The following is a 22,939-nucleotide window of genomic DNA, read 5'->3' as shown; positions in this document are numbered from 1 at the left end:
TTCATGGCACACTTCCCGCATCGCGCCAATTCTTGAGAAAGCACTTTAACTCTAGGCCATAACCCGACGTCGCTGCGTGCTGTTTTGTGAAATAGCAACACAGGAAATGGAAATGGAGGGCCGCTGTTCGTCAGTGGGAATTATCGAGGTAGGAGCCTGGGGGAATTCGGGGGGAAAGGCGGGGGAATTGGGTGCTATTTGCATGCGAGGTACATTCAACAGCATATTATGTGCGTGCAAGCCTCATTGCCCATCACAGGTTCACTTGGCGTGGCCGTTCACTGCCAAGTGGATACAAGTTGCGTTGGGCCTTTGGGCAGTTGGAGCAGCCAGTCTTGGATGGTCACTCGCAACCCTGCGAAGGCAACGGCGACTGCACGCTACCGACGGGTGCGCATCCACGCAGTATCGGCGAACCGCCATCGCAAGTCGGGTCACGGGCGTCGCGTTCGGGCTCGTCGTTGTCGCCTTCCTCTACGTGATGGTATTCAAGCCATGACGCATTGTTGCCGCGACCGCGTCGTGCCTCGCAGGGGTTACGACCATCTGCCAGAACTACGGGATGTTGATGGCCATCATTTTCCTCAGTCACGACAGCTAAAGCTGGGCATGGTTGAGCCCCTGGCAAGAGTACGGAACAGCTGGCTATGAGAGTTTGGCAGATTCTGAGATGGACCAGTACCGTGTTGGCCACGGTGGGCGTCATTGCAGCATTGATTTCCACACTGAACTGGAGGGGCGGCGGAGAGGGCTTCCCAAAGCTAGACGCCGAGGACAGAGCGCTTGTCAGCAGAGGGAAAGCAATCTACGCGAGCCACTGTGCCGCCTGTCATGGTGCGCATCTCGAGGGCCAGCCGGACTGGCGCAATCGCCGACCAAATGGACGATTGCCGGCGCCACCGCAGGACGCCACCGGCCACGCGTGGCACCATCCGGACCAAGTGTTGTTTTCCATTACCAAGGATGGCCTCGTTCCCGGCGTGTCGGCGCCAGCTGGCTACGAGAGCGACATGCCAGCCTTCAAATCTGTCCTGTCGGACGCGGAAATTGCCTCCGTGCTTGCCTATATCAAGAGCACGTGGCCTGCTGAGTTGCAAGCGGCCCAGCAAGAGGTAACAAGGGAGTACCAGAACCGTTAGGTCTTGTAGTTGGCGAATCGCCATTGTCAGTTGAGCTCGCGCTGCCCAGCCCTGCCACGGCGCGTGGTCACATCGGCTCGTTGATGCAAATCAACTCCTCTCGAGAGCAATATCGTACCTTTGTTAAACGGCGAATCAGCCTAATCCTAACCAGCAAAGGAATATCATCATGGCGAAGAATCGGTGCGCTTCTCTCCTTGTTACGCTCGCCGCCGTGGTCTGGACTCCATTGGTTTTCTCAGCATCGCCTGCCAAAGACGCCGCCCACGAGAAACACCATGACCCGGAGCGTCCTGAGTCGCCGGCTGCGGCACCTCAAGGAAACCCTGACCTTGACGCCCAGATTGCCCATCTGCGCGCAATCCGGGAACGCTTGTCGCGGGCTAATACTCCGGAAGAGCGGCAAGCGCTCATGGCCGAACGGGCAAAGGTCATGCGGGAAGCTATGGCTACCGTGCACAGGACCAGCGGAATGCCCAGGCCCGCTGGAACGCGCTCACGAAAGGGTACGAGCAAGGTGACGACCGCTCAAGCGGGCATGTGCAATGAGATGACGGAGCAGCATGTGGCCCTGATGCAGGAAATGATGCAGTCGATGATGGACTACCAGGGGATGGGCGGTGGAATGGGGCTGGGATGGGCCAGCCGATGGGCGGCGGCATGATGAGTAAGTAGCAAGCCGGTTCGCAGCAGAGGCCCACACCCTCCCACAGTGGGAGGGTCAAGTTTTATATTGACTGTCCCACAAAAGTGGCGTGTTGCGAACGATTCCTATTGGAATGCCGGCGCACGTTCGCTAAACTACGAGTCCACAGCCACAAGGCTGCTTGCGCCCCCCGATGCTTCGACTCTTCGCCCGACTCCTGCTGTTGCTTCTGATTGCTGCCGTGCCGCTGCAAGGGGTGACTGCGGCCACGTTGATGATGAAGGGCGCGGCGCTGTCTTACAGCACAGGTGTACAGGCCAAGTTTGATACCGGCCAAGAGGGCGTCGTTACAGTATCGTCAGATGGCGACGACGACCATTGCTTGGAGCATGTGAGTGCCGCCGACGCGAAGCAGCTTGGTAAATCGGGCAAGCATGCAGGTCATGCGTGCCCAGGCTGCGCCGCTTGTTCGCTTTGCTCGGTCGTCCCCTACGCTACCCCGCTTTTTGTTCACCTCGACAATGCGCCAGCTCAGGCTCCTTCTGGCCTGACGGAAGCATTCGCCAGTCATATCTCGGACGCGCTCCAGCGTCCGCCTGCCTCGGTCGTTTGATGCCCTAGGTGCGTCCATTTTTTGGGCGCACGCACCGGGCGTTGCCACAATAGTGGCTAACGCGACACTCCAAGCTTTCCATTCGTAAGGTTTGACATGTCTATGACACGCATGCTGGCAGGCGCCAGCCTGGCGGTTGTCTGGGCTTCCGTATTTGCGCAGGCGTCGACGCCTCGACCGGACCCGCTTGACCCGAACGCTCCAACCACCACCCTCACAGTGCCTCGCACCTTTGAGGAATACATCCCATACAAAGACCCGAAGGTGGCGCCCTGGAAGGACACCAATGCGGCCGTTTCCGCCGACGGCATGGCTGGAATGGCTCACGGCGCGGCAGGCGGTATGAAGCATGACATGGGCACGATGAAGATGCCCGGGGCATCGTCGCCTGCCGCTCCGACGCCTGGGCACGCGATGCCGATGAGTCCAGTGGATAAATCGCTTCCTGAAGGTAAGCCGAGTCCGGCGCCGAGCGGAAATGCCGACCACACCAACCACAAGATGTGATGCGGGGACTCCGAATGCCAGTTAGAGGAATTCAAGCCCTGAGGAATGGCGCCATGGCATTGGCCGTCGCTGTGCTCCTGGGTGGTTGTGCCTCGTTCTCGAAGGATGGCGGCTTCGATGCCGTCTCCTCCGTCGCGAAGGACCGCCTCGGTAAAGACGTCGCTTGGGTCAAGTCGGAGCAGGACCAGGACAGCGTCTACAAGCGTTCGCAGGAGCTCCTCGCGCAGCCCTTGACGATGGACAGCGCAGTGCAGCTGGCGTTGCTCAACAACCGTGGCCTGCAGTCGACTTATGCTGAGCTTGGTATTTCCGAAGCCGATTATGTGCAGGCTAGCCGCTTGCCTAATCCTGGTTTTACTTTCAGCCGCAAGCATGCAGGAAGCGACCTGTCGATTGAGCGGACCTTTACTCTCGCCTTTTTTAACGTTCTGACTTTGCCCTTCATTTCCCAGATTGAAGGCAAGCGCTACGAGCAGACGAAGCTATTGGTTGCCAATGAGACCGTGAAAGTCGCAGCCGAAGCGCGCAAAGCGTATATCAACGCCGTCGCGGCACAGCAGTTTGCGCTGTATGCCGAGCAAGTGAAGGAAAGCGCTGAAGCCGGGGCGGAATTTGCCAAGCGCTTAGCGGCTGCCGGCAACTTCAACAAGCTGGACCTGGCGCGCGAACAGGCCTTCTACGCCGATACCGCCGGGGCGCTTGCGCGGGCCAGGCGTCAAGCCATCTCCGACCGGGAAAAGCTCATTCGTGCCATTGGATTGTGGGGCACCGGCGCGAATCTCACGCTGCCAGACCGATTGCCGGACCTGCCAAAGGAACGGCCAGAACTTGGTGAACTTGAAGGCTACGCGATGCAGAACCGCCTCGATATTCAAGCCGGCAAGCTGCAGACCCAGAGCGTCGCTTCGTCGCTCGGACTGACGAAGGCCACACGCTTTATCAACGTCCTGGACGTGGGTTACCTGCGCAATAGTGCGACGAATTCGCCAGCCGAAATAGGTTATGAAATCAGCGTACAGATTCCGCTGTTTGACTGGGGAACCGCCCGTGTAGCCCGTGCCGAAGCAGTCTACATGCTCGCTGTGAACCAACTTGCCCAGACCGCAATCAATGCGCGCTCGGAAGTTCGCGAGTCATATGCGAGCTACCAGACCAGTTATGACATCGCCAGGCACTACCGCGATGAAGTCGTGCCGGTGCGCAAGGTCATCGTTGACGAAATGATGCTGCGCTACAACGGGATGTTGGCTAGCGTGTTTGAGCTTCTGGTCGAAACGCGTGCGCAGGTGGATGGGGTCAATACCTACATCGAGAGTCTTCGCGACTATTGGGTGGCTGAGACGGACCTTCAGCTTTCACTTGGCGGCGCGCTCCCCGCGCAAGCCGATGCGGCTGCCGCGCTACCGGACAAACAGATGACCGTGCCGAACGGAAAAGGAAAGTAATCATGGTTTCCCGTCGACAATTCCTGCAAGGCTCTGGCGCCGTCATGCTCGGCGCCGCCGTGGTCTCCAAAGCCAGTGCGGCATCGCTGCCCGAAGCGCCTCTGCAAACCGGAGCTTCCACGCAACCACCCCTCGCGCCGGCCTCAGGGCGTCCATACAACCCGGTCGTTACCCTGAACGGCTGGACCTTGCCATGGCGCATGCGCAACGGCTGGAAGGAGTTCCACCTGATTGCGGAGCCGGTGGAGCGCGAATTCGCTCCCGGCATGAAGGCGCATCTGTGGGGCTATAACGGGCAGAGTCCTGGCCCCACCATCGAGTGCGTGGAAGGGGACAAGGTCCGTATCTTCGTGACCAACAAGCTTCCCGAGCACACCACGGTTCACTGGCACGGTGTCATCCTGCCTGCAGGCATGGACGGCGTGGGAGGGTTGTCACAGCCGCATATCAAGCCTGGAAAGACCTTCGTCTATGAGTTCGTGATGGGTAAATCCGGTACGTTCATGTACCACCCCCACTCGGACGAAATGGTGCAGATGGCGATGGGCATGATGGGGTTCATCGTCGTACATCCGAAAGACCAGTCCTATATGCGAGTCGACCGCGACTTCGTGTTCTTGATGTCCGCGTATGACATTGACCCGGGCTCATATACGCCGCGCGTGTCTGAGATGACGGACTTCAATATGTGGACGTGGAATAGCCGTGTGTTCCCAGGTATCGACCCGCTGCCAGTTCGCCTCGGTGACCGCGTCCGTATCCGTATGGGGAACCTCACGATGACCAACCACCCGATTCACATACACGGGCACGATTTTGAGGTGACGTGTACCGACGGCGGGTGGGTGCCAAAGTCCGCCCGGTGGCCGGAAGTCACGGTAGACGTGGCAGTGGGCCAGATGCGCGCCTTCGAGTTCATTGCAAACAATCCGGGGGATTGGGCCTTCCACTGCCATAAGTCGCATCACACCATGAATGCGATGGGCCACCAGGTGCCCACCATGATTGGCGTCAAACAGAAGGACCTCGCGAAGAAGATGAACAAGCTAGTCCCGGAGTACATGGCCATGGGCGAGGCGGGGATGGCCGATATGGGCGGAATGGAAATGCCTCTGCCCGATAACACCCTGCCGATGATGAGCGGCCAAGGCCAGTTCGGGCCCATTGAGATGGGTGGCATGTTCACCGTTGTGAAGATTCGTGACGGCCTTGCTCGTAATGACTACAAGGACCCAGGTCCATACAAGCATCGGAAGGGAACCGTCTCCTACGAATACACCGGCGAACTGCCCGGGAACTGATTTCCTTGGGCCGGAGCACATCCGGCTCGCGTCTATCGTTTCAACTATTGGAGTAACAGTGATGAAGAAGGGATTTGCATCGATGGTTATTGGCTTGGCACTGGCGAGCTCTGTACCCGCATTTGCCGCAGCAGGCGACATGAGCAACATGGACATGAGCGGGAGCTCTGCTCACAAGTCAAGCTCGACCGCCGCGAGCATGTCGCACGGAGAGGTCAAGAAGGTCGATGCTTCCACGGGGAAGCTCACTATCAAGCACGGTCCGCTGGAAAACCTCGGGATGGATGCGATGACGATGGTGTTCAGGGTCAAGGACCCCGCAATGATTTCGCAAGTGAAGGTTGGCGACAAGATTGACTTTGTTGCCGAGGATTTGAACGGCGCCCTGACTGTTACCAGGCTTCAGGTGCAGTAAACGGCTTCGAAGTGTTCGGCCGTACGCCGAACGCTGCAATTATTCCCAGAAACAATAGTAGACAAGTACAAATGAAACAAATCCAGAAGACGCTGATTGGCATGGTAACCACCGTTGCCATCGGACTTACTCCTGTCATCGCCCTCGCGCACGGCAAGCTTGAGGGCTCAGACCCGGCAGCAGGTAGCACGGTGGATGCGCCGGTGGGTCCGCTCCGACTGACGTTCAACGAGGACCTGGAGCCGGCGTTCAGCAATGCGAGCGTTGCCGACGCCAGTGGCACAGTGGTTAGCAAGGAGAAAGCCAAAGTCGACTCGGCGAATTCACGTGTGCTGACGGTACCTGTCCCGAAATTATCGTCGGGTTCCTACGCTGTTCGTTGGACCGTCATGACGCATGACGGACACAAGGTCAAGGGCGACTACAAGTTCGCGGTGAAGTGATGAATGACGGTTTTCTTGGCATCCTGCGCCTTGCGCTGACGGCATTGCAGAACCTAAGTTTTGCGGTGCTCGTCGGTATCTTGTTGAGCGAGCGTTGGCTAGCCCGCTACCCGTCTCCCTGGCAAGCAGGCGCCAGCAAAAGGTTGGCGCAGGCATTCAGAGCGGGGGCAATCATTACGCTCCTATCCAGCGTACTTGCCTTCTGGATACATTGCGCGCTGATGAGCGAATCCTCTCTGATTGACGCCGGACCGGCGGTGCGCTCGATGCTGGCGGAAACCGACTTCGGCCAAGCTTGGGCCATCGGCGCTGCCCTGATGCTTTGCGTCGCTATCGTTTCGTTCTTCCCGTGGAATGGAAACGGCTTTGGCCTTCGGCCGACCCTGTGGCTTGCGCTTGCTGGCTTTGCACTGAGCCGAAGCCATGCCGGCCATCCGGTGGACGCCGGAGCGTTCAGCCCACCCGTTTGGGCAGACTGGGTTCACCTTCTGGCCATCAGCGCTTGGGTTGGCATCGTGTGGGTCGCAGCTTTTATGGTGACGCCGAGAATGACCGAGGCTCCCGAGAGCGACCACCAAAACAGTGCGTCGTTCATTCAATCGCTATCGGATACGGCCACGTATGCGCTCGTAGCGCTGTTTGTCACCGGAGCCTATAACGGGTGGCGGGGAGTCGGCACGCCGGGCAACTTGCTCGACTCGCCGTACGGCCAGCTGCTAGTGCTGAAGCTTGGTCTCGTGATGGCTGCAGCGGTCCTCGGGGGACACAACCGGTTCTTTGAAATGCCTCGCTTGCTGGCATCGCTGCAAAGCCAGTCGTCGTGGTCTGCTCGATACATCAAGCGCTTCACCACCGTTCTATACGTGGAGTCCTGGGTGCTCGCGGGGGTATTGGTCGTTGCAGCAGTGCTCGCAGCGAGCCCGCTGCCAGGAACGTCATGAGTAATTGTGTGTCAATTGGGCAGGCGGGATTATGGCACCGCCACGGGAACGGTAGTCACGGTAGTGGGGGAGTAACGACGCTCCAGGTTCAGAAGTAACTCAAGCCAGAAGCCGACGGGCCTATGCCCCACCGGGCTTTTCTTGACAATTATCAATGTCTGCTGTCGACCGCGCTTGACCTTCCTACTATGGGAAAGCTTATCTTGGAAGTATGTGGGCGGCAGACGATGTCGTCCATGGCCATCATCCTTGGCATTCAACATTCGAATCACGTTGCGACCTAGTTTTCCCTTTGCGCTAGTGTTGTTGTATCAGATGTGCACTTTTCCATGGTGGACACGGCAGACAAAGATAGGCGTCAGAGGGCCAAGGCGACAAGCGATTCAGTTGGTGTGCAACGCAATGACTAAGTAGGAGCAAGTTGGTATGAGCGGGAACAGCAGCGAACGACATTCACATGGCTCCGGCCACCAAAGTGGCGAGCACAGGAGCTCCCTCTCTATGGGAACGCATCCTTCAGCTCCTACCCACGACGAGCATGGTGGTCACCATGGTCACACGCACGGCGCGCTACCCGCAACGGCAGGCGAGCTTAAGGACCCGGTATGTGGTATGTCTGTCTCGGCGGATTCTAGATTCCATGCCGAGTATGAGGGAAGGCCGTATTTCTTCTGCAGCGAATCTTGTCAAAAGAAGTTCCAGACCGACCCTCTCAAGTATGTCCGGTCGTCGGCAGAGCAGCCTGTAGACCCCGCTGCGGATGGCACCATTTACACGTGCCCCATGCATCCGGAGATTCGGCAGGACCATCCCGGAAACTGCCCTATATGCGGCATGACGCTGGAGCCCCTCATGCCTGGGCTCGACGAAGAGGAGAATCCGGAGCTCGTAGATTTTCGTCATCGGTTCTGGTGGACCCTTCCCCTTACGCTGGTAGTCCTCGTCCTGGCTATGTTCGGGCACCGCTTAGGCTGGATGGAAGCGCCCGTCCAGAGTTGGGTGGAATTGGTCATTTCCACGCCTGTCGTACTCTGGGCAGGCTGGCCGTTCTTCCATCGCTGCGTGCAGTCGGTCGTCAATCGCAGCCCAAATATGTGGACTCTGATTGGGCTTGGCACAGGTGCAGCGTATGTCTATAGCGTCGTCGCTACCGTAGCGCCTGGCGTTTTTCCGGAGGCTTTCGCCGCTCACGGCCGAATCGGCGTGTACTTCGAGGCGGCTGCCGTCATTATTTCTCTCACACTGCTTGGTCAGCTACTTGAACTCAAGGCGCGCTCCCAAACATCAGCCGCTATCAAGTCATTGCTCGGGTTGGCACCGAAAACCGCACGACGCATAGGGCCGGACGGGGCTGAGGAAGATGTGCCACTGACCCACGTTCATGTCGGCGATATTCTCCGCGTCAGGCCGGGCGAAAAGGTACCAGTGGACGGTGTCGTGACGGAAGGCAGCAGCTCTGTGGATGAGTCGATGATTACTGGCGAGCCTATCCCTGTCACCAAGCGCGCCGGAGACCGTGTCATTGGCGCAACGATGAACACTTCCGGCAGCTTTGTTATCAAATCCGAGAAAGTGGGTTCGCAGACGGTGCTGTCACAAATCGTGCAGATGGTCGCGCAAGCGCAACGCTCGAAGGCACCGATGCAGCGGATGGCTGACAAAGTCGCAGGGGTGTTCGTCCTGGCTGTGATTGGTATCGCGCTCCTTACCTTCTTCGCTTGGGGCCTATTTGGGCCTGAACCCAGCTGGGTATTCGGCCTCATAAATGCTGTTGCCGTCCTCATCATTGCTTGTCCGTGTGCTCTCGGACTCGCTACACCGATGTCCATTATGGTGGCGAGTGGGAAAGGCGCGTCGAACGGCGTTCTGTTCCGTGATGCCGCAGCGATTGAGAACTTACGGAAGGTGGATACGCTGATTATCGACAAGACCGGTACCCTGACGGAGGGACGTCCGGCGTTCGAGCGCGGCATGGGCACAAATGGTTTCACGGAAGACGAAGTTCTCCGACTGGCGGCAAGCCTGGACCAGGGCAGCGAGCATCCTCTCGCTACCACCATTGTCGAGGCGGCTCGCCAGCGAAACCTGGCGCTCGAAAAGGCAGAGAACTTCGAATCGGGCACTGGCATCGGGGTGCGAGGCGTTGTTGGGGGCAGGAAGCTTGCGCTCGGCAACAGGGCATTGATGGAGGCTGAAGGCATTGCGACCGCCTCTCTGGCTGGAGATGGTGACGTGCTGCGCGCTCAGGGTGCCAGTGTCATGTATCTCGCCGTCGACGGGACGCTTGCAGGAATCCTAGCCGTTTCGGACCCCGTGAAGGCCACGACGCCGGACGCGCTTGCCAGGCTCAGGGAAGAAGGCATCCGCGTTGTGATGGCAACAGGAGATGGCGTTGTGACGGCGAAGGCCGTGGCAGCGAAGTTGGGTATTGACGAGTTCCATGGCGAAGTGAAGCCTGCCGACAAGCTTGCCCTCGTGTCGAAGTTTCAGCAGGAGGGGCGGGTCGTTGCGATGGCGGGCGATGGTATCAACGACGCGCCGGCGCTGGCCAAAGCGGACGTGGGGATTGCCATGGGGACGGGTACCGATGTCGCCATGAATAGTGCTCAAGTGACGCTCGTCAAGGGGGACCTGCGCGGCATAGCCCGTGCACGGGAGTTGTCCAAGGCGACAATCTGGAACATGAAGCAGAACCTCGGTTTCGCTTTTGTCTACAACGCCTTGGGCGTGCCGCTGGCCGCAGGGGTGTTGTATGCGTCTACAGGCTGGTTGCTATCCCCCATGATTGCTGCACTGGCGATGAGCCTCAGTTCTGCCTCGGTAGTCTCGAATGCATTGCGACTGAGGAAGGCGAAGATTTAATGCAAGTGTGCCGGTGCGGGCTAACCCGCACCGGCTCCTGCGTCGCGTATTCGTAAGCGGCTAGCTTGCAGTGCTTGCGTTAGCATAGTGCTGAACTCTTCGCGCTGAGAACGGACAGCAGGCCTCCAACTTCAATGATGCTGGTCTTCATCTCATCCGTCCTCGCAGTTCGCAGCTTCATGCTGGGCTACCGACTCATTTCGCAATCGCCCCGCTCAGCAGATGTTCTTCTGCATAAGGAAACACAACTTCCGGATTGGGGCGAATCAGCTCAGTGTCCTTGTGCGCATAGTGAAGACGGGTCAGCAAATCCTTGATTACACTGAGGCGCGCGACACGCTTGTCGTCGGCGCGCACGACGTTCCATGGCACGATGTCGCTGGTCCGAGCAAACATTTCGTTCCGTGCCTTGCTGTATTTCTTCCAAAGCGATACCGCTTGTTCGTCAATGGGGCTGACTTTCCACTGCTTCAGCGGGTCCCGGTGACGCTCTTCGATGCGCTTCTTCTGTTCGGCCTTGCCGATGTCGAGGTAGTACTTGATAAGGCGAATTCCGGAACGCACGAGCATCCTTTCGAACTCTGGGACGCTCGCCATGAACTCTTCATGCTCGTCCTCGGTGCAGAAGCCCATCACATGTTCCACACCGGCTCGGTTGTACCAACTGCGATTGAAAAGGGTGAACTCGCCGGCCGCAGGCAGCTCGGCCGTATAGCGGCGGAAGTACCAGGAGCCTCGGTCGCGGTCGGAAGGCTTCCCAAGCGCGACGACGCGCGTTTCACGCGGGCTCAGATGTTCAACAATGCGCTTGATGGTCCCATCCTTCCCAGACGCATCCCTTCCCTCAAAAATCACCAGAATCCGGTCGCTGCAGGAAATGAAGTGCTTCTGTAGTTTGACCAGCTCGATTTGAAGCTGGTGGAGATTCTCCTCATAGGTCTCATGGGAGATGGCGCTTACCTCGGATGGGGCACCCTTGCTACTTGCCTTCATTTTCATGGTTCACCTTCCGTGAATCGGGCGCATCGGGCGTGGCTGGGTGGGGCTTGCCGGGTGTAAGCGAGGTAACTTTTTCGGAGAGCAGCAACTCTAGGGCAGGTCGGTCTACTACCTCCTGCTCGAGCAGTAGCTTTGCCAGCGCGTCTAGCTTGTGCCGGTTTGCCAGCAGTGTCTGCTTCACCCGCTGGCTCGCGTCGTCCAGAATCTTCCGGACTTCTGCGTCAATGATTTGCGCGGTACTCTCGCTGTATTCCCTGTGGTCCCGAGGCATCAGTCCTGGTCCGGTAAAGAGCGGGTTCGGCATGTTCTCGTAAGTAGCGAGTCCAAGCTGCTCGCTCATGCCGAACTGCGTAATCATCTGGCGAGCCATATCCGTTGCGCGTTGCAGGTCATTCTGTGCGCCTGTCGAAACGTCGCCAAAGACAAGTTGCTCGGCCATCCGCCCGCCGAGCAGCACATCGAGCCGGTCAAGCAGTTCACTCTGCTTCAGCAGATAGCGGTCCTCTGTGGGTGTCTGCTGGGTATAGCCGAGGGCGGCCACACCACGCGGAATGATGGAGACCTTCGACACGCGGTCGGCGCGTGGTCGCGATTCCGCCACAATGGCGTGACCCGCTTCGTGGTAGGCGATGGTCTCCTTCTCCTGCGCATTCATCACGCGATTCTTCTTTTCCAGGCCGCCAATGATGCGGTCCAACGCCTCGTCGAAGTCGGCCATGTCGACCGCGTCCTTGCCCTTGCGTGCCGCCAGCAGCGCGGCCTCATTGACGAGATTGGCAAGGTCAGCCCCGGCGAACCCCGGGGTTCGGGCGGCTAGCTTGGTCAGCTCAACCCCCGGTGCCAGAGTGACGTTTTTGCTATGCACCTTCAGGATTTGCTCCCGGCCCTTCAGGTCCGGGCGGTCCAGAGCAATGTGACGGTCGAATCGACCCGGGCGAAGTAGCGCCGGGTCGAGAATCTCCGGGCGGTTGGTCGCGGCCATGATGATGACGCCTTTGTTGGTATCAAAGCCATCCATCTGGACTAGCAACTGATTCAGCGTCTGCTCGCGTTCGTCGTTTCCGGACACCGCGTTGAGCGCTCGGGTCTTGCCCAGTGCATCAAGCTCGTCGATGAAGATGATGCAGGGCGCCTTGGTCTCGGCCTGGTTGAACAGGTCGCGCACCCGCGCCGCCCCCACGCCGACAAACATCTCGACGAATTCCGAGCCGCTCATGCTGAAGAATGGAACGCCAGCCTCGCCAGCGACAGCCTTCGCCAGCAGTGTCTTGCCAGTTCCCGGCGCACCGAGAAGCAACACGCCCTTGGGAATCTTTCCACCCAGGCGCCGATAGCGCTGAGGGTCTTTCAGGAAGTTGACGATTTCGGACAGCTCTTCCTTTGCCTCGTCGATGCCCGCGACGTCTGCAAACGTCACGCCGGTTTCTTTCTGCATATAGACCTTGGCTTTGCTCTTGCCAATCTCCATCATTCCGCCGGCGGCTCCGCCCACCCGCTTGATAAGGAAGCTCCAGACGACAAAGAAGAGCAATGCAGGAACCACCCAAGACAGCAGCGCGCCAATCCACTTGTTGTCGGGCTGGCCAACGAAGCGCACCTTGGCTGCTTCAAGGTCCTGCACCAGATTAGGGTCATTGACACGGAGCGTGGAGAACGGGTGATCCCCCTTGCCCTGGCGCGACATCTCTTCGACCTGTTGCTTGGGGAGCAGAGTCTCAACGCCAACGGTGCTGAGCGTACCGGTGATGGCTCCTTCTCCGAGCGTGATGTCCTTGAGCTTGCCGGCCTTGAGCAGGACCTTGAAGTCGCTGTACGGCAGCGTCTCGACATGGGGCGAGAACAGGACGCTCTGGAGGATGAGCATCACCGAGACTGCCAGGAGCACATACCATAGGGAAAACTGCTGCTGACGCGGTTCCATGGAGACCTTTCAATTTGTCGGGTAACAGCAAGAAGATTCGACGGCCACTACCATTCGCAGCCGGTCGCCGGTCCGGACAACACGAGCTCGTTCAATTGGGACGAATGACTCGGCTACATGCAAAGGGCCTGTGGCGCTACGCCTTGTAGTCAAAAGGTAGTCCCGATTCCTGGGCGTCAGGTTTCTTCCCGGAGGCTGTTGTGTAACCATGCAAAGAATGCACCGGCAGCGAAGAACCAGACTGCAAACACGAAGGCCGGGTAGATGATGGACCACCAGGAAAACGGTTGGCCCGTCTGAAGGCGCCGGAAGTCGAGCCCGTGAAAGAGCGCGTTCATGAAGTTCATGAAAGACTCAGGAAGTGCCATCCATACGAGCGTGCATAGAGCGTAGAAGAGCACGACCGTGGCAGATAGCGTCACACCGGTTTTGAAGGGCTTCATGTCAGCCTCCGCATGCAGGGAAGATTACGATTGAGTTCAATGAGGACGCGTCCGAGGAAAATCTCCGCCTGAGATGTGCGGAATGAACGCTGGTGTCTTTCGGCGATATTCCTCATATTCCTGCCCGAACTCGGCCAATGCGTCCTGCTCCTCCGCCTTGGCCAGCCGAACATACATCCAGACCAGGATGGGGAACATCAACAGAGTGACTATCGTTGGCCATTGCAGCAGGAAGCCGAACATAATCAGGACGAAGGCGACATACTGGGGGTGTCTCATACGGGCGTAGAGCCCGGTGGTAGCGAGGCGGTGCTGCTGCTGGGCCAGATACAGCACCCGCCAGGCGGCAGACAGCATGATGAAGCCGCCAAAAATCAGGATGTCGCTCGCGAGGTGAAATGGCCCCAAGTGTGGGTTACCGCGCCAACCGAAAATCATCTCCGGAAGATGACCGGCATCGTGGGACAGAAAATCGATACCCGGGAACTTCGCCGAAAGCCACGGTAGCAGGAGATAGATAGACAGGGGAATGCCATACATCTCCGTAAAGAGCGCCACAATGAACGCCGAGAAGGCTCCGAAGGAGCGCCAGTCGCGCTGGGTCTTCGGCTTGGTGAAGCTGAAGGCGAAGATGATGAAGACGGCGGAGTTAATAATGACTAGCGACCACAGACCGTAGCCGGATTGTGCTTCGTGTTGCATCATCGCTCTCCTTTGGTGTTCATGTCCTTGGTGGCCTCATCCCGTCCGTGACCGTGGCCGTGTCCATGTCCACCGTGCATGAAGATGTGCATGAGGGGGCAAGCGGCCAACAGAAGGAACGGCAGGACCTGAATGACGTGTGCCCGGTGTTCAGTCCACAGGAAGTAGCCAATCACCAGGAGAAAGCCAATCATGACCAGCTTGGACCTCGACACGGTTCGTCGTGCGTCATCTGGTTGCTCATGATTGTGGTGGTCGTGATTCATACTTTCCTCCGATATAGAGAACACTAGGGAAAGGTGTTGGGGGCAATCGTCACGCGTGTCTTCATGGCTTTCAACTCGCTCTCTCGCGACTCGAAGGCCCGAAGGCAGCTCTCGCTGCAGAAGTAATACTTGCGGTTGCCACGCTCAGCAGACAGGGCCGTAGCCTTGCCCACCATCATTCCGCAGATGGGGTCCTTGGCGAGTTGCTTGGCGGCGCTGGAAGCAGGCGTCGCCGCCGCAGGGGTAGGAGCGCCGACCGGCGGAGCAGCACTACTCGAGGGCACAGCCGAGTCACGTCTAGCAACGGCGTGAGGGATGTATTTCGCCGGGTTGGCAAGGTAAGCCTGCTCACAGTGTGAGGAGCAGAGCCAACACCGCTTCTGGTCGACTTCCGCGCTGGCAGGGGCCTTTCGTGGGGAAATCTCCATGCCAAAGACTGGGTCACGCACTAGGTGCTGAGCGGCGGCGGGGGCCTCGGCGGTCGTTGGGACGTTCTGGGCGTCGGTAACGCTGTAAGCGGACCTGGTCGGCATTCCATCCTCTCCTTTGGGGCGATTAGGAGGACCTGCAACGCGTAACTTGCGTTCTTATTCTGCGTGACCCGTCGATTTGCCCCTTGATTTCAATCAAGGGTCCATGGGACAGCCGGGGACGCTGCGGGCGCCGGCTTGGGGGATGCGTGTAGAACGCCGCACGACGCATGTGCCGGAAAGCTGCTGAAGCCGGTCGGCCAGCCGATGCCGGCGCCGCGATTCCTGTGCTCCCCATTTTGGGGCCTAGAAGACCGCTACCGTGCCGAGGACGAGTTCATTGACCAACGCAGGAAGCTCCACCAGTTTTTGCGTGGCAAGTTCACGAATTTGCTGCTCCTGGGCGCTCGAGAGGCCGCGCTCGGCCACGACATCGATGGCAACCAGTTGGGGCTGGTTAACGGGGCGTCCGATTCCGGAGAGAAGCCGGACGATGACTTCATCCGCGCCATCGACGCTTGCTTGAATATGCGTTGCTAACTGGTGGGCAAGCACGTTGTAGAGCTTGCCAACGTGCGAAGCTGGATTCTTGCCCGCTGCCGCCTCCAGCGACATTGGCCGATAGGGGGTAATCAGGCCATTGACCCGGTTCCCCCGGCCGACCTGGCCGTCATCGCCATGCTCAGCGCTTAAGCCGGTGACGGTCAGGTAAATCCCGCTTTCGTCGCTGGCATCACGGTTATCGAGGGTATTGATTGCAATCTCACACTCAATGCCGATGCGCTCGGCTAGATATGACCCAATTTCCTGCTTGAGCGTGAAATACTCATCGACGCCGCGCACACATCGGTCCACAAACGCCATCGCAATGGTGAGGCGCTGATGCTCATCCAGCCGACTCCCCATCACCTTGTAATCGAGTCCCGCTGCCTCAAACATCCCCCTATCGGCACGCGAGCGCAGGAGGTCCGCAGCCAACAGCACCGCTCTTTCAAGCGGTGAGTGTGGCGCATAGCCAACGCCAAAGGATGTGTCATTGGACAGTGGGAGAGACGCGGAGTCAGTCACTCGCCGGAGGTTTGGGGCTGAGGGGCGCAGAACTGGCTCAATGCGGATGTCATTGCCAATACCGCCCAAGGACGTTGCCAAGTACTCGCGAATGGCCCGGGACGAAGGAAGTTCGGTAACTGGGCCGGACACTATCAATCGCATTGGGCGCAGCACTTGCCGCCGCCGAGCCTTGGCGCGCTCATGCCGCCGATGAGTAGCGCCTTGTCTAGATTGAAGTGCTGGACTGCTCCATAGGCTTCGAGGTAGGCACGACACAAGGCGCGAGCCGCAGCTTCGACAGCCCCATCACAAAGGCTATCGGGATGTCCGATGCCCTTGTGCTCGCACATCTCGGTTTGCTCTCTCGGCCGCGACGGCACGCTCGAGATGGCCAACGCAATGTTCTCCGTGGTCGGCATCACAAATCTCCTTCACGCGGTCGGCATGCAGACATTCTAGGCATCGCTTTCGAACCAATGGCCAAGGACCTGTTTTGGCGAAAGTCAGAGAAATGTGACTATTGATGCGCTCACTCTGAGGGGCAACGTCGGATACGGGCACTGCAGGCAGCTTGACGCGCCCGGCCCATCGTCCTTGAGAGAAATCAATAAAGCTGTCGTCCACGTCACCTACAGTAAATGCTGAGAACCCGATTTTGGGGCAGGCCTTTTGGCGGATTATTGGGCCCATGCGGTTTGCATTTGGGACTGCAGAGCTACGGAGGTGTTTTGTGCGCAGACTATGGTTGCTTTTTGCAGCGATGCTTGCAGTCAGCCTCACAGGGTGTGGGTACAACACGATTCAGACCCAGGATGAGCAGGTCAAGGCAAGCTGGTCGGAAGTGGTGAACCAGTACCAACGCCGTGCTGACTTGGTCCCTAACCTGGTGAACACTGTGAAGGGTTACGCCAGCCATGAGCGTGAAGTCCTGACGCAGGTGACGGAGGCTCGGGCGCGTGTTGGCGCCATGCAGGTCACGCCCGAGACTCTGAACGACCCGAAGGCATTCGCCCAATTCCAGGCCGCACAGCAGCAGTTGTCGGGGACCTTGTCTAGGCTTCTGGCGGTTTCCGAGAACTATCCGCAGTTGAAGGCCGACGCGGGCTTCAGGGATTTGCAGTCCCAACTCGAGGGTACCGAGAATCGGATAACCGTCGCGAGAAACCGGTACATCCAATCTGTGCAGGCCTACAACGTGACGGTCCGCACGATTCCCTCCAACCTAACGGCAATGGTTTTTGGTTACAAGGAGAAGCCCAATTTCACGGTCGCTAGCGAAGCGACGATTGCCAAGCCACCAGGAGTTGAATTCGGCGCCGCTCCGGCCAGCGCGCCTGGGGGTGCCAAGTGAAATGGCTGTCGGCCGCAAGAGGCTTGTTCCTTACCTTTCTAACCTTTGTGTCTCTGGGCGCTGCTGCCGACGTTGCAGTGCCTTCCCTGACAGCGCGCGTGACCGACCTGACCGGCACGCTTACCAGCGAGCAAGTGGCAACCCTGGAGCAAAAGCTGCAAGCATTCGAGGCTGAAAAAGGGAGCCAGGTTGCGGTTCTTATGGTTCCCACTACGCAACCCGAAGCGATTGAGCAGTACTCGATTCGCGTGGTTGAGAAATGGAAATTGGGGCGTAAGGGAGCGGATGACGGAGCCCTGCTCATCATTGCAAAGGACGACCGAACGATGCGTATCGAGGTCGGCTATGGTCTCGAAGGCGTCCTAACCGATGCCATGAGCAAACGCATCATCAGCGACGACATCGTTCCCCGATTCAAGCAGGGCGACTTCTATGGCGGCGTGACAGCCGGTGTCGAACGCATCATGGGTGTTATCAACGGAGAGCCCTTGCCAGCACCACGGCGTGAAAGGGGGGAGCGCGACCCAGTACGCCAGCTCATGCCGGTCATCCTTGTGCTCACGGTGGTGCTGGGCGGGCTGTTGCGCTCTTTCCTGGGCCGAGGCCCGGGGGCGGTGGCCGCTGGCGGTGCAGTCGGAATCATCGGTTGGCTGCTATCGGGTGCCCTTGCGGTCGGATTTATGGCAGGCGCTATCGCGCTCTTCTTTACGCTGTTCGGCGGCTCACACATGGGCTGGAGAGGTATTGGCGGTCGTGGCGGTTTCGGTGGCGGGTCCGGACGGGGTGGATTCGGGGGTGGCGGTGGCGGCTTTGGCGGCGGCGGCGCTTCGGGTAGATGGTGATGGAAAACGTCAAACGCATCGTGAGACATCTGTTGATGACGCACTGGCGGGTAAGGCGTGCCTTCCCAGAGGATGCGCTGAGGGCAGTCGAACAAGCCATTGTGGCGAGCGAATCCAGCCATATCGGACAACTTTGCTTTGTTGTGGAGGGCGCGCTGAGTTTGTCGAGCCTATTCACGGGGATATCGGCGCGTGACCGAGCTGTCGAGGTCTTCTCTCAGATGCGTGTCTGGGATACGGAACACAACAATGGTGTTCTGATTTACCTGTTGCTGGCAGACCGGAGCGTTGAGATAGTTGCTGACCGTGGCATCCACGCGAGGGTCCCGCAACAAGAGTGGGACTCCATTTGCCGACAGATGGAGGCGGCGTTCCGCCTCGCCGAGTATCAACGTGGTGTCATCGCAGGCATATGGGCCATCGGCGAACATCTTGAGAGGCATTTCCCCATCCGCGAGCGTGGCGAGAATGAACTGCAGGACAAGCCAGTGATTCTGTGAGTTAGCCGAACCGATAGTGCAGATGGAACTCTCGCAGGGGAGGAGCGAACTTGAACCCTCTCGGAATACCCCACGAAGCTATCAGCTTGGTGGCAGCACTAACCGTTGGCCTGCTGATTGGCTTGGAGCGCGGATGGCATGAGCGCGAACTGCCAGAGGGGGGACGCGTTGCCGGCCTACGTACATTTGCCCTGACGGGCCTATTGGGCGGGGTTCTTGGCAACCTGTTTCCGCAATTTGGCGCGTGGCCATTGCTCGGGGGATTGCTGGGTATTTCGATACTGCTCGCCGTGTCGTACACCCATATCGCCAAATCCTCGGGCAACCTCAGCGCAACGAGTGCTGTGGCGATGCTCTTGACATTGGTGCTAGGCGCCTATGCGGCGCGCGGTTCCATCGCCCTGTCTCTTGGTGCAGCCGTGATAGCGGCAGTGCTCCTGGACATGAAGCCGACATTGCACGGCTGGCTGCGGCTGATTGAGCATCGCGAACTAACGGCGGCACTGCAACTGCTGGTGCTCTCCGTGGTCATTCTGCCCAATCTCCCGAGCGTCGGGTTGGGGCCCTACCATGCATTGAACCCGTACCAACTATGGTGGGCGGTGATACTGATTGCCAGCCTGTCAATGGTTGGGCACGTGGCGATGCGCATCACAGGGGCGCAACGGGGCATCTTGTGGACAGGTCTCTTGGGAGGTCTAGCGTCTTCCACCGCCGCGACGTTGGCCCTGGCTCGCTTCGCGCGACTTCAACCCTCGTTGGAAGGGGCATGCGCAGCTGGGGCCCTGGGTGCCTGCGGTGTGATGTTCTTTCGAATGGCCGTTTTGCTTGGCGTAATCCAACCCATCCTCCTAGTGACGTTTGGCGGTGCTCTGCTCGTGACCGGTGCTGTCCTGCTCGGACTGGCGTTTCTGCAATGGCAGCAATTCTCCGGGACGCCCTCCAGTGAGGCAGAGATTGCTCCCATGGCGCCCTTTGATTTGGGGACAGCCCTGGGATTTGGCGTCTTCCTCGCCGTCGTCGCAGTCTTGGTGCCCGCTGCCAAACAGTGGCTGGGTGCTGGTGGCATTTACGTCCTCTCGGCGGCTTCGGGCCTGGCCGATGTTGACGCAATCGTGATATCCCTGGCGCGAATTCACAGCGCGGGAGAGCTCGCGACCGTGACCGCAATTACCGCAATAAGTCTCGCAGTCCTGGCCAACATGATTACCAAGGCATCGATTGCCTGGGTTATGGGAGGCCAGCAGGTCGGACGAACTGTGTGCAAAGGCTATGCCATCGCTATGGTGGCTGGCGGCCTTACCCTCGTGCTCATCATCTATCTTCTCTAGTATGGAAGACAACATTGCACCCAAGCGCGGGCGTGGTCTCCCCGCGAGTGACGGCGCGAAGGCCCGGCACGGCAAGGCAAGTGCCCGGAACTCTTCGTGTTGGCGACCCTGCTAGCCGACCGACAATGCGGGCCCGCTGTGAGCCAATGCTCGAAAGCCCGGGGACGGTTGCCGATACGTGCGGCAGCAGACGCTAGGGTTCGACCTTCATAACTGCCGTAGCGCCGGCGCCGGTACCAGAGGATTCACGAAAAGCGAGCAATTCTTGGGGGATGTCCTTGCTATATTGGACAACATCACGTTGGCAAAGACTCTTCTTATGCTCGTTCGGCTGCCCTTAAAAAACACTCTGCGCATTGCTGTGCTGGCCTATTGCCTGATGCTGGCGTGGATGTATGTGCGCCAAGACCACTTCATCTACTTCCCGATAACAACCGAGCCGTCACTGTGGCGGGAATTGGCCGTGCATGCTGAGGCCCAGATTATTCCAGGCGTGAACGCGATTGTGGTGGAGCCTCCCGTCGTTGACGCGTCGACGAAAACAGCAGTCTTCTTTCATGGAAACGACGGCGATGCCTTTGAGCGGCTCAGCCTAGCCAGGGTTTTCAACAATCGTGGGTACCGCCTTGTGCTGGCAGAGTATCCGGGGTATGGCCCCAACCCGGGAAAGCCATCACAGGCCACCATTGTTCCCTCTGCGATAACTTTGATGCAAGAGATTTCCCGGCGTTGGCCTGGTCGCGTGACGCTGGTTGGCGAGTCCTTGGGGAGTGGCGTGGCGGCGCAAATTGTTGCTGCCATGCCTGAGAGCGTTGACAACCTAGTGCTCATCACGCCGTTCACCAGTCTGCGAGAGACAGCGGCTCAAAAAATGTGGTTTGTTCCAGTTAGCCTGATATTGAAGTCTCCCTTTGATTCCAGCGCCGCGCTTAAAAATTATCACGGGCCTTCCTCGGTATTGGTAGCTGGTCAAGACGAGTTGATTGGCCCTCAAGCGGGGCTAACACTCCACAAGCAGCTCGCCAGCCAAGGGCCGTCCAGCCTACTTGTGCTGCCACAGGCCACACACAACACATGGGTGTTTGGCCTTACAGAGCAGAACTGGGACCTGCTGCTGCGCGTCACGCCTCGATAGGCTCTTCAGGTTGAACGGCCTTCAGGTGAGTCATAGCTTCCTTGACGGCGAGCGAGGAAAAACCACGATACGCCAAGAAACGGAACGCTAGTCTATGGCGAGCTGAGCGGTGGCGCCAATGGCCCTGGTGGAGTGTTGTTGAGAGCTTATGGCATGGCGCTTTCCGGGGCTTGTGGCGTCTAGCTTCTGGGCCAGGAAGACAGCAAGGTTGGCAATCAGTGCGAAATGGCGCTCCTTCGGGGAGGAGTGTTCCAAAGTTTAAGATGGAGAACCCGGCAGAGGGCGCCAAAGAAGGTGTCGTCTTGCAGCCGTCGTGGCGCTAATGCCGGTACACATATCGCGCGGGGTCTTGCTTAAAAATCGTGCGCGAAGCTTCAGATTCGAAGAAGTATGTCCGACCTTCAAAATTTGCCGTGATGGCGTGTGCAACGTCGACCTTCTTCCCTGTGACGGGGTCGCGGGCAGTAGGACTGTACTCCTGCGTTGTATGGCGGCGCTGCACGCTCTCTCGATTGGTTCGGCGATTTATGAATCGCTGCCACGCTATTAGGGCGATGACGGCCAGCCCGCCAAGCAGGAGCCATGAGAGATTCTGTGAGAGCCAGTCCATGGTTAGGCCTCCTCGTCAGGGAAGTAGGCAGCTGCCATGCGGTCAGGTAAGGGATGTCGAGTAGGACGTTGACAGTATGCTACCGCCAGGTCGCGGGCGCCATAAGGGAAAGGTTCGTGAGGTCGCCGTTCACCATGTACTCGCACCTCGCGCCATGTCGCGCGCTGGCGGGGAATTTTGATTTTCAATGCGTCGAGCTTTAGGGCGGAAAGCACATCGCACCCCGGTTCGAGCGTGCCTTCCGAGGGGGCAAGCTATGCGCTGGCTTCCAATTGCACGGCTCCAAGCACCTTCTCGTGGGTGGCCAGGCTCACAAACCATTTCCAAGCGCCGGGGTTCTTCGAGACGAATTCGAGCCAGGCACTCGCCTGGGCGTTGACGAACCGGCGGCGCGTTTCCCGGTCCTGCATGCCGGCAGCGTGATGGAAAGCGTGCGTCAGTTCGTGCCAAAAAATGACTGCAAAGTGCTCGCCTCGCAGTTGCTCATGCAGGTGTACCCATTGGTCAGCGTATAGGTAGTAGCCCCAGACGCCGGCTCGGCCAGCAGCTTTGGCAGGCAATACACTGAGTCGTATCACTCGGTGCCAAATGGTCATGCGCACCGGCAATGAAAGCGAAGATGTCGGCGCCTGCTGGCAGATTCGGTCGAACCGCTGTCCCTTCGAAAAGTGTTGAGAAAGCATGGCATTCAGCCAGTGCCAGGCCTGCGGGTTTCGTCGAACAAACTCCATAAGACCGGTGGCAAAGCTGTGTGTATAGTGCTCCTCCGCTGAAGCGTCATCAAGCCCGTGGGAGTAGTGAATGACGGCAATGAGGCGCTTCATGAACGCAATCACCAAGTGGCGTCCCTGCAAATGCGATGCGATGCGCATCACGCCTGCATTAAAGTCGACTTCGCTATTCACATTCTGGGGTTGCCCCGTTTCATCGGACAGATCTGCATTTGAATTTTATGTCGATGGGTTTTCTCCTTGTGATGGGGCGGTGTAGGCCCAGTGTGGCGGCGG

The 22,939-nt window shown here is 58.7% G+C and carries 22 protein-coding genes and 2 pseudogenes; 15 read left to right on the top strand and 9 right to left on the bottom strand.

Features of this window, described 5'->3' with window-relative positions:
* Nucleotides 1–683 precede the first annotated feature (683 nt).
* The 10 genes from RM96_RS07080 (at nucleotide 684) to RM96_RS07035 (ending at nucleotide 10,312) form a co-directional block, all read left to right on the top strand.
* The gene (locus RM96_RS07080; protein ID WP_039009241.1) at nucleotides 684–1,139 is read left to right on the top strand and encodes a c-type cytochrome; all 456 of its coding nucleotides are present in this window, start codon (nucleotides 684–686) and stop codon (nucleotides 1,137–1,139) included.
* A gap of 169 nt (nucleotides 1,140–1,308) precedes the next feature.
* A complete protein-coding gene (locus RM96_RS07075) occupies nucleotides 1,309–1,803 on the top strand; it encodes a hypothetical protein (RefSeq protein WP_238587118.1) in 495 nt (164 codons plus the stop codon).
* Between the two features lie 175 nt (nucleotides 1,804–1,978).
* Nucleotides 1,979–2,398, top strand: a complete 420-nt coding sequence (locus tag RM96_RS07070; RefSeq protein ID WP_039009220.1) for a hypothetical protein — start codon at nucleotides 1,979–1,981, stop codon at nucleotides 2,396–2,398.
* Nucleotides 2,399–2,500: 102 nt separating this feature from the next.
* Nucleotides 2,501–2,905 (top strand): hypothetical protein, encoded by a 405-nt coding sequence (locus RM96_RS36245; protein ID WP_052279353.1) that lies wholly within the window; start codon nucleotides 2,501–2,503, stop codon nucleotides 2,903–2,905.
* A gap of 53 nt (nucleotides 2,906–2,958) precedes the next feature.
* Nucleotides 2,959–4,350: a TolC family protein gene (locus RM96_RS07060; protein ID WP_039009218.1), complete on the top strand. Its 1,392-nt coding sequence runs from the start codon at nucleotides 2,959–2,961 to the stop codon at nucleotides 4,348–4,350.
* Nucleotides 4,351–4,352: 2 nt separating this feature from the next.
* Nucleotides 4,353–5,651 carry a multicopper oxidase family protein gene (locus RM96_RS07055; RefSeq protein ID WP_039009216.1) on the top strand — a complete coding sequence of 433 codons (1,299 nt, stop codon included), beginning with the start codon at nucleotides 4,353–4,355 and terminating at the stop codon, nucleotides 5,649–5,651.
* A gap of 61 nt (nucleotides 5,652–5,712) precedes the next feature.
* Complete coding sequence (locus tag RM96_RS07050; protein ID WP_039009214.1) at nucleotides 5,713–6,066, top strand: copper-binding protein; 354 nt, start codon at nucleotides 5,713–5,715, stop codon at nucleotides 6,064–6,066.
* 71 nt (nucleotides 6,067–6,137) lie between these two features.
* Nucleotides 6,138–6,509 (top strand): copper resistance CopC family protein, encoded by a 372-nt coding sequence (locus tag RM96_RS07045; protein WP_039009212.1) that lies wholly within the window; start codon nucleotides 6,138–6,140, stop codon nucleotides 6,507–6,509.
* On the top strand, nucleotides 6,509–7,450 hold the full coding sequence (locus RM96_RS07040) for a copper resistance D family protein (RefSeq protein ID WP_039009210.1): 942 nt from the start codon (nucleotides 6,509–6,511) through the stop codon (nucleotides 7,448–7,450). The genes RM96_RS07045 and RM96_RS07040 overlap by 1 nt, the downstream gene beginning before the upstream one ends.
* Nucleotides 7,451–7,951: 501 nt before the next feature.
* Entirely contained in the window at nucleotides 7,952–10,312 is a 2,361-nt protein-coding gene (locus RM96_RS07035) for a heavy metal translocating P-type ATPase (protein WP_039009208.1), read from the top strand.
* 195 nt (nucleotides 10,313–10,507) lie between these two features.
* Here the strand turns inward: RM96_RS07035 and ppk2 are convergent, their stop codons facing one another.
* The 7 genes and pseudogenes from ppk2 to RM96_RS07000 form a co-directional block, all read right to left on the bottom strand.
* Complete coding sequence (gene ppk2 / locus RM96_RS07030) at nucleotides 10,508–11,311, bottom strand: polyphosphate kinase 2 (RefSeq protein WP_039009204.1); 804 nt, start codon at nucleotides 11,309–11,311, stop codon at nucleotides 10,508–10,510.
* Nucleotides 11,292–13,232, bottom strand: coding sequence for an ATP-dependent zinc metalloprotease FtsH (gene ftsH / locus RM96_RS07025; protein WP_039009201.1), 1,941 nt, complete (start codon nucleotides 13,230–13,232; stop codon nucleotides 11,292–11,294). The genes ppk2 and ftsH overlap by 20 nt, the downstream gene beginning before the upstream one ends.
* Nucleotides 13,233–13,408: 176 nt before the next feature.
* On the bottom strand, nucleotides 13,409–13,675 hold the full coding sequence (locus RM96_RS07020; RefSeq protein WP_039009200.1) for a DUF5676 family membrane protein: 267 nt from the start codon (nucleotides 13,673–13,675) through the stop codon (nucleotides 13,409–13,411).
* Nucleotides 13,676–13,711: 36 nt separating this feature from the next.
* Complete coding sequence (locus tag RM96_RS07015; RefSeq protein ID WP_039009198.1) at nucleotides 13,712–14,377, bottom strand: methyltransferase family protein; 666 nt, start codon at nucleotides 14,375–14,377, stop codon at nucleotides 13,712–13,714.
* The gene (locus RM96_RS07010) at nucleotides 14,377–14,643 is read right to left on the bottom strand and encodes a DUF2933 domain-containing protein (RefSeq protein WP_039009195.1); all 267 of its coding nucleotides are present in this window, start codon (nucleotides 14,641–14,643) and stop codon (nucleotides 14,377–14,379) included. Before RM96_RS07010 ends, RM96_RS07015 begins: the two co-directional genes overlap by 1 nt.
* Nucleotides 14,644–14,684: 41 nt before the next feature.
* Nucleotides 14,685–15,071, bottom strand: a pseudogene (locus tag RM96_RS39830) (YHS domain-containing protein); the annotation flags it as partial.
* Nucleotides 15,072–15,419: 348 nt separating this feature from the next.
* Nucleotides 15,420–16,582 (bottom strand): annotated as a pseudogene (locus RM96_RS07000) (methionine adenosyltransferase).
* Between the two features lie 341 nt (nucleotides 16,583–16,923).
* On the opposite strand from RM96_RS07000, the gene RM96_RS06995 reads away from it, so the two are divergent.
* The 5 genes from RM96_RS06995 to RM96_RS06975 all read left to right on the top strand — a co-directional run bounded on the left by RM96_RS06995 (nucleotide 16,924) and on the right by RM96_RS06975 (nucleotide 21,322).
* A complete protein-coding gene (locus tag RM96_RS06995; protein WP_238587120.1) occupies nucleotides 16,924–17,514 on the top strand; it encodes a LemA family protein in 591 nt (196 codons plus the stop codon).
* Entirely contained in the window at nucleotides 17,511–18,356 is an 846-nt protein-coding gene (locus tag RM96_RS06990; protein WP_039009191.1) for a TPM domain-containing protein, read from the top strand. The genes RM96_RS06995 and RM96_RS06990 overlap by 4 nt, the downstream gene beginning before the upstream one ends.
* The gene (locus RM96_RS06985) at nucleotides 18,350–18,856 is read left to right on the top strand and encodes a TPM domain-containing protein (RefSeq protein WP_193752406.1); all 507 of its coding nucleotides are present in this window, start codon (nucleotides 18,350–18,352) and stop codon (nucleotides 18,854–18,856) included. Before RM96_RS06990 ends, RM96_RS06985 begins: the two co-directional genes overlap by 7 nt.
* A 50-nt stretch (nucleotides 18,857–18,906) precedes the next feature.
* Nucleotides 18,907–20,187: an MgtC/SapB family protein gene (locus RM96_RS06980; RefSeq protein WP_039009189.1), complete on the top strand. Its 1,281-nt coding sequence runs from the start codon at nucleotides 18,907–18,909 to the stop codon at nucleotides 20,185–20,187.
* Nucleotides 20,188–20,488: 301 nt separating this feature from the next.
* A complete protein-coding gene (locus RM96_RS06975) occupies nucleotides 20,489–21,322 on the top strand; it encodes an alpha/beta hydrolase (protein WP_152624055.1) in 834 nt (277 codons plus the stop codon).
* Nucleotides 21,323–21,641: 319 nt separating this feature from the next.
* On the opposite strand, the gene RM96_RS06970 is transcribed toward RM96_RS06975, so the two are convergent.
* Nucleotides 21,642–21,932, bottom strand: a complete 291-nt coding sequence (locus RM96_RS06970; protein WP_039009184.1) for a YHS domain-containing protein — start codon at nucleotides 21,930–21,932, stop codon at nucleotides 21,642–21,644.
* Nucleotides 21,933–22,186: 254 nt separating this feature from the next.
* A complete protein-coding gene (locus RM96_RS06965; protein ID WP_152624054.1) occupies nucleotides 22,187–22,837 on the bottom strand; it encodes a hypothetical protein in 651 nt (216 codons plus the stop codon).
* Nucleotides 22,838–22,939 lie beyond the last annotated feature (102 nt).

Origin of the sequence: Cupriavidus sp. IDO (assembly GCF_000812465.1) — a bacterium.
Classification (GTDB): Bacteria; Pseudomonadota; Gammaproteobacteria; order Burkholderiales; family Burkholderiaceae; genus Cupriavidus.
The sequence above is the reverse complement of the archived record's forward strand: the minus strand, read 5'-3'. Positions and strand labels throughout refer to the sequence as shown.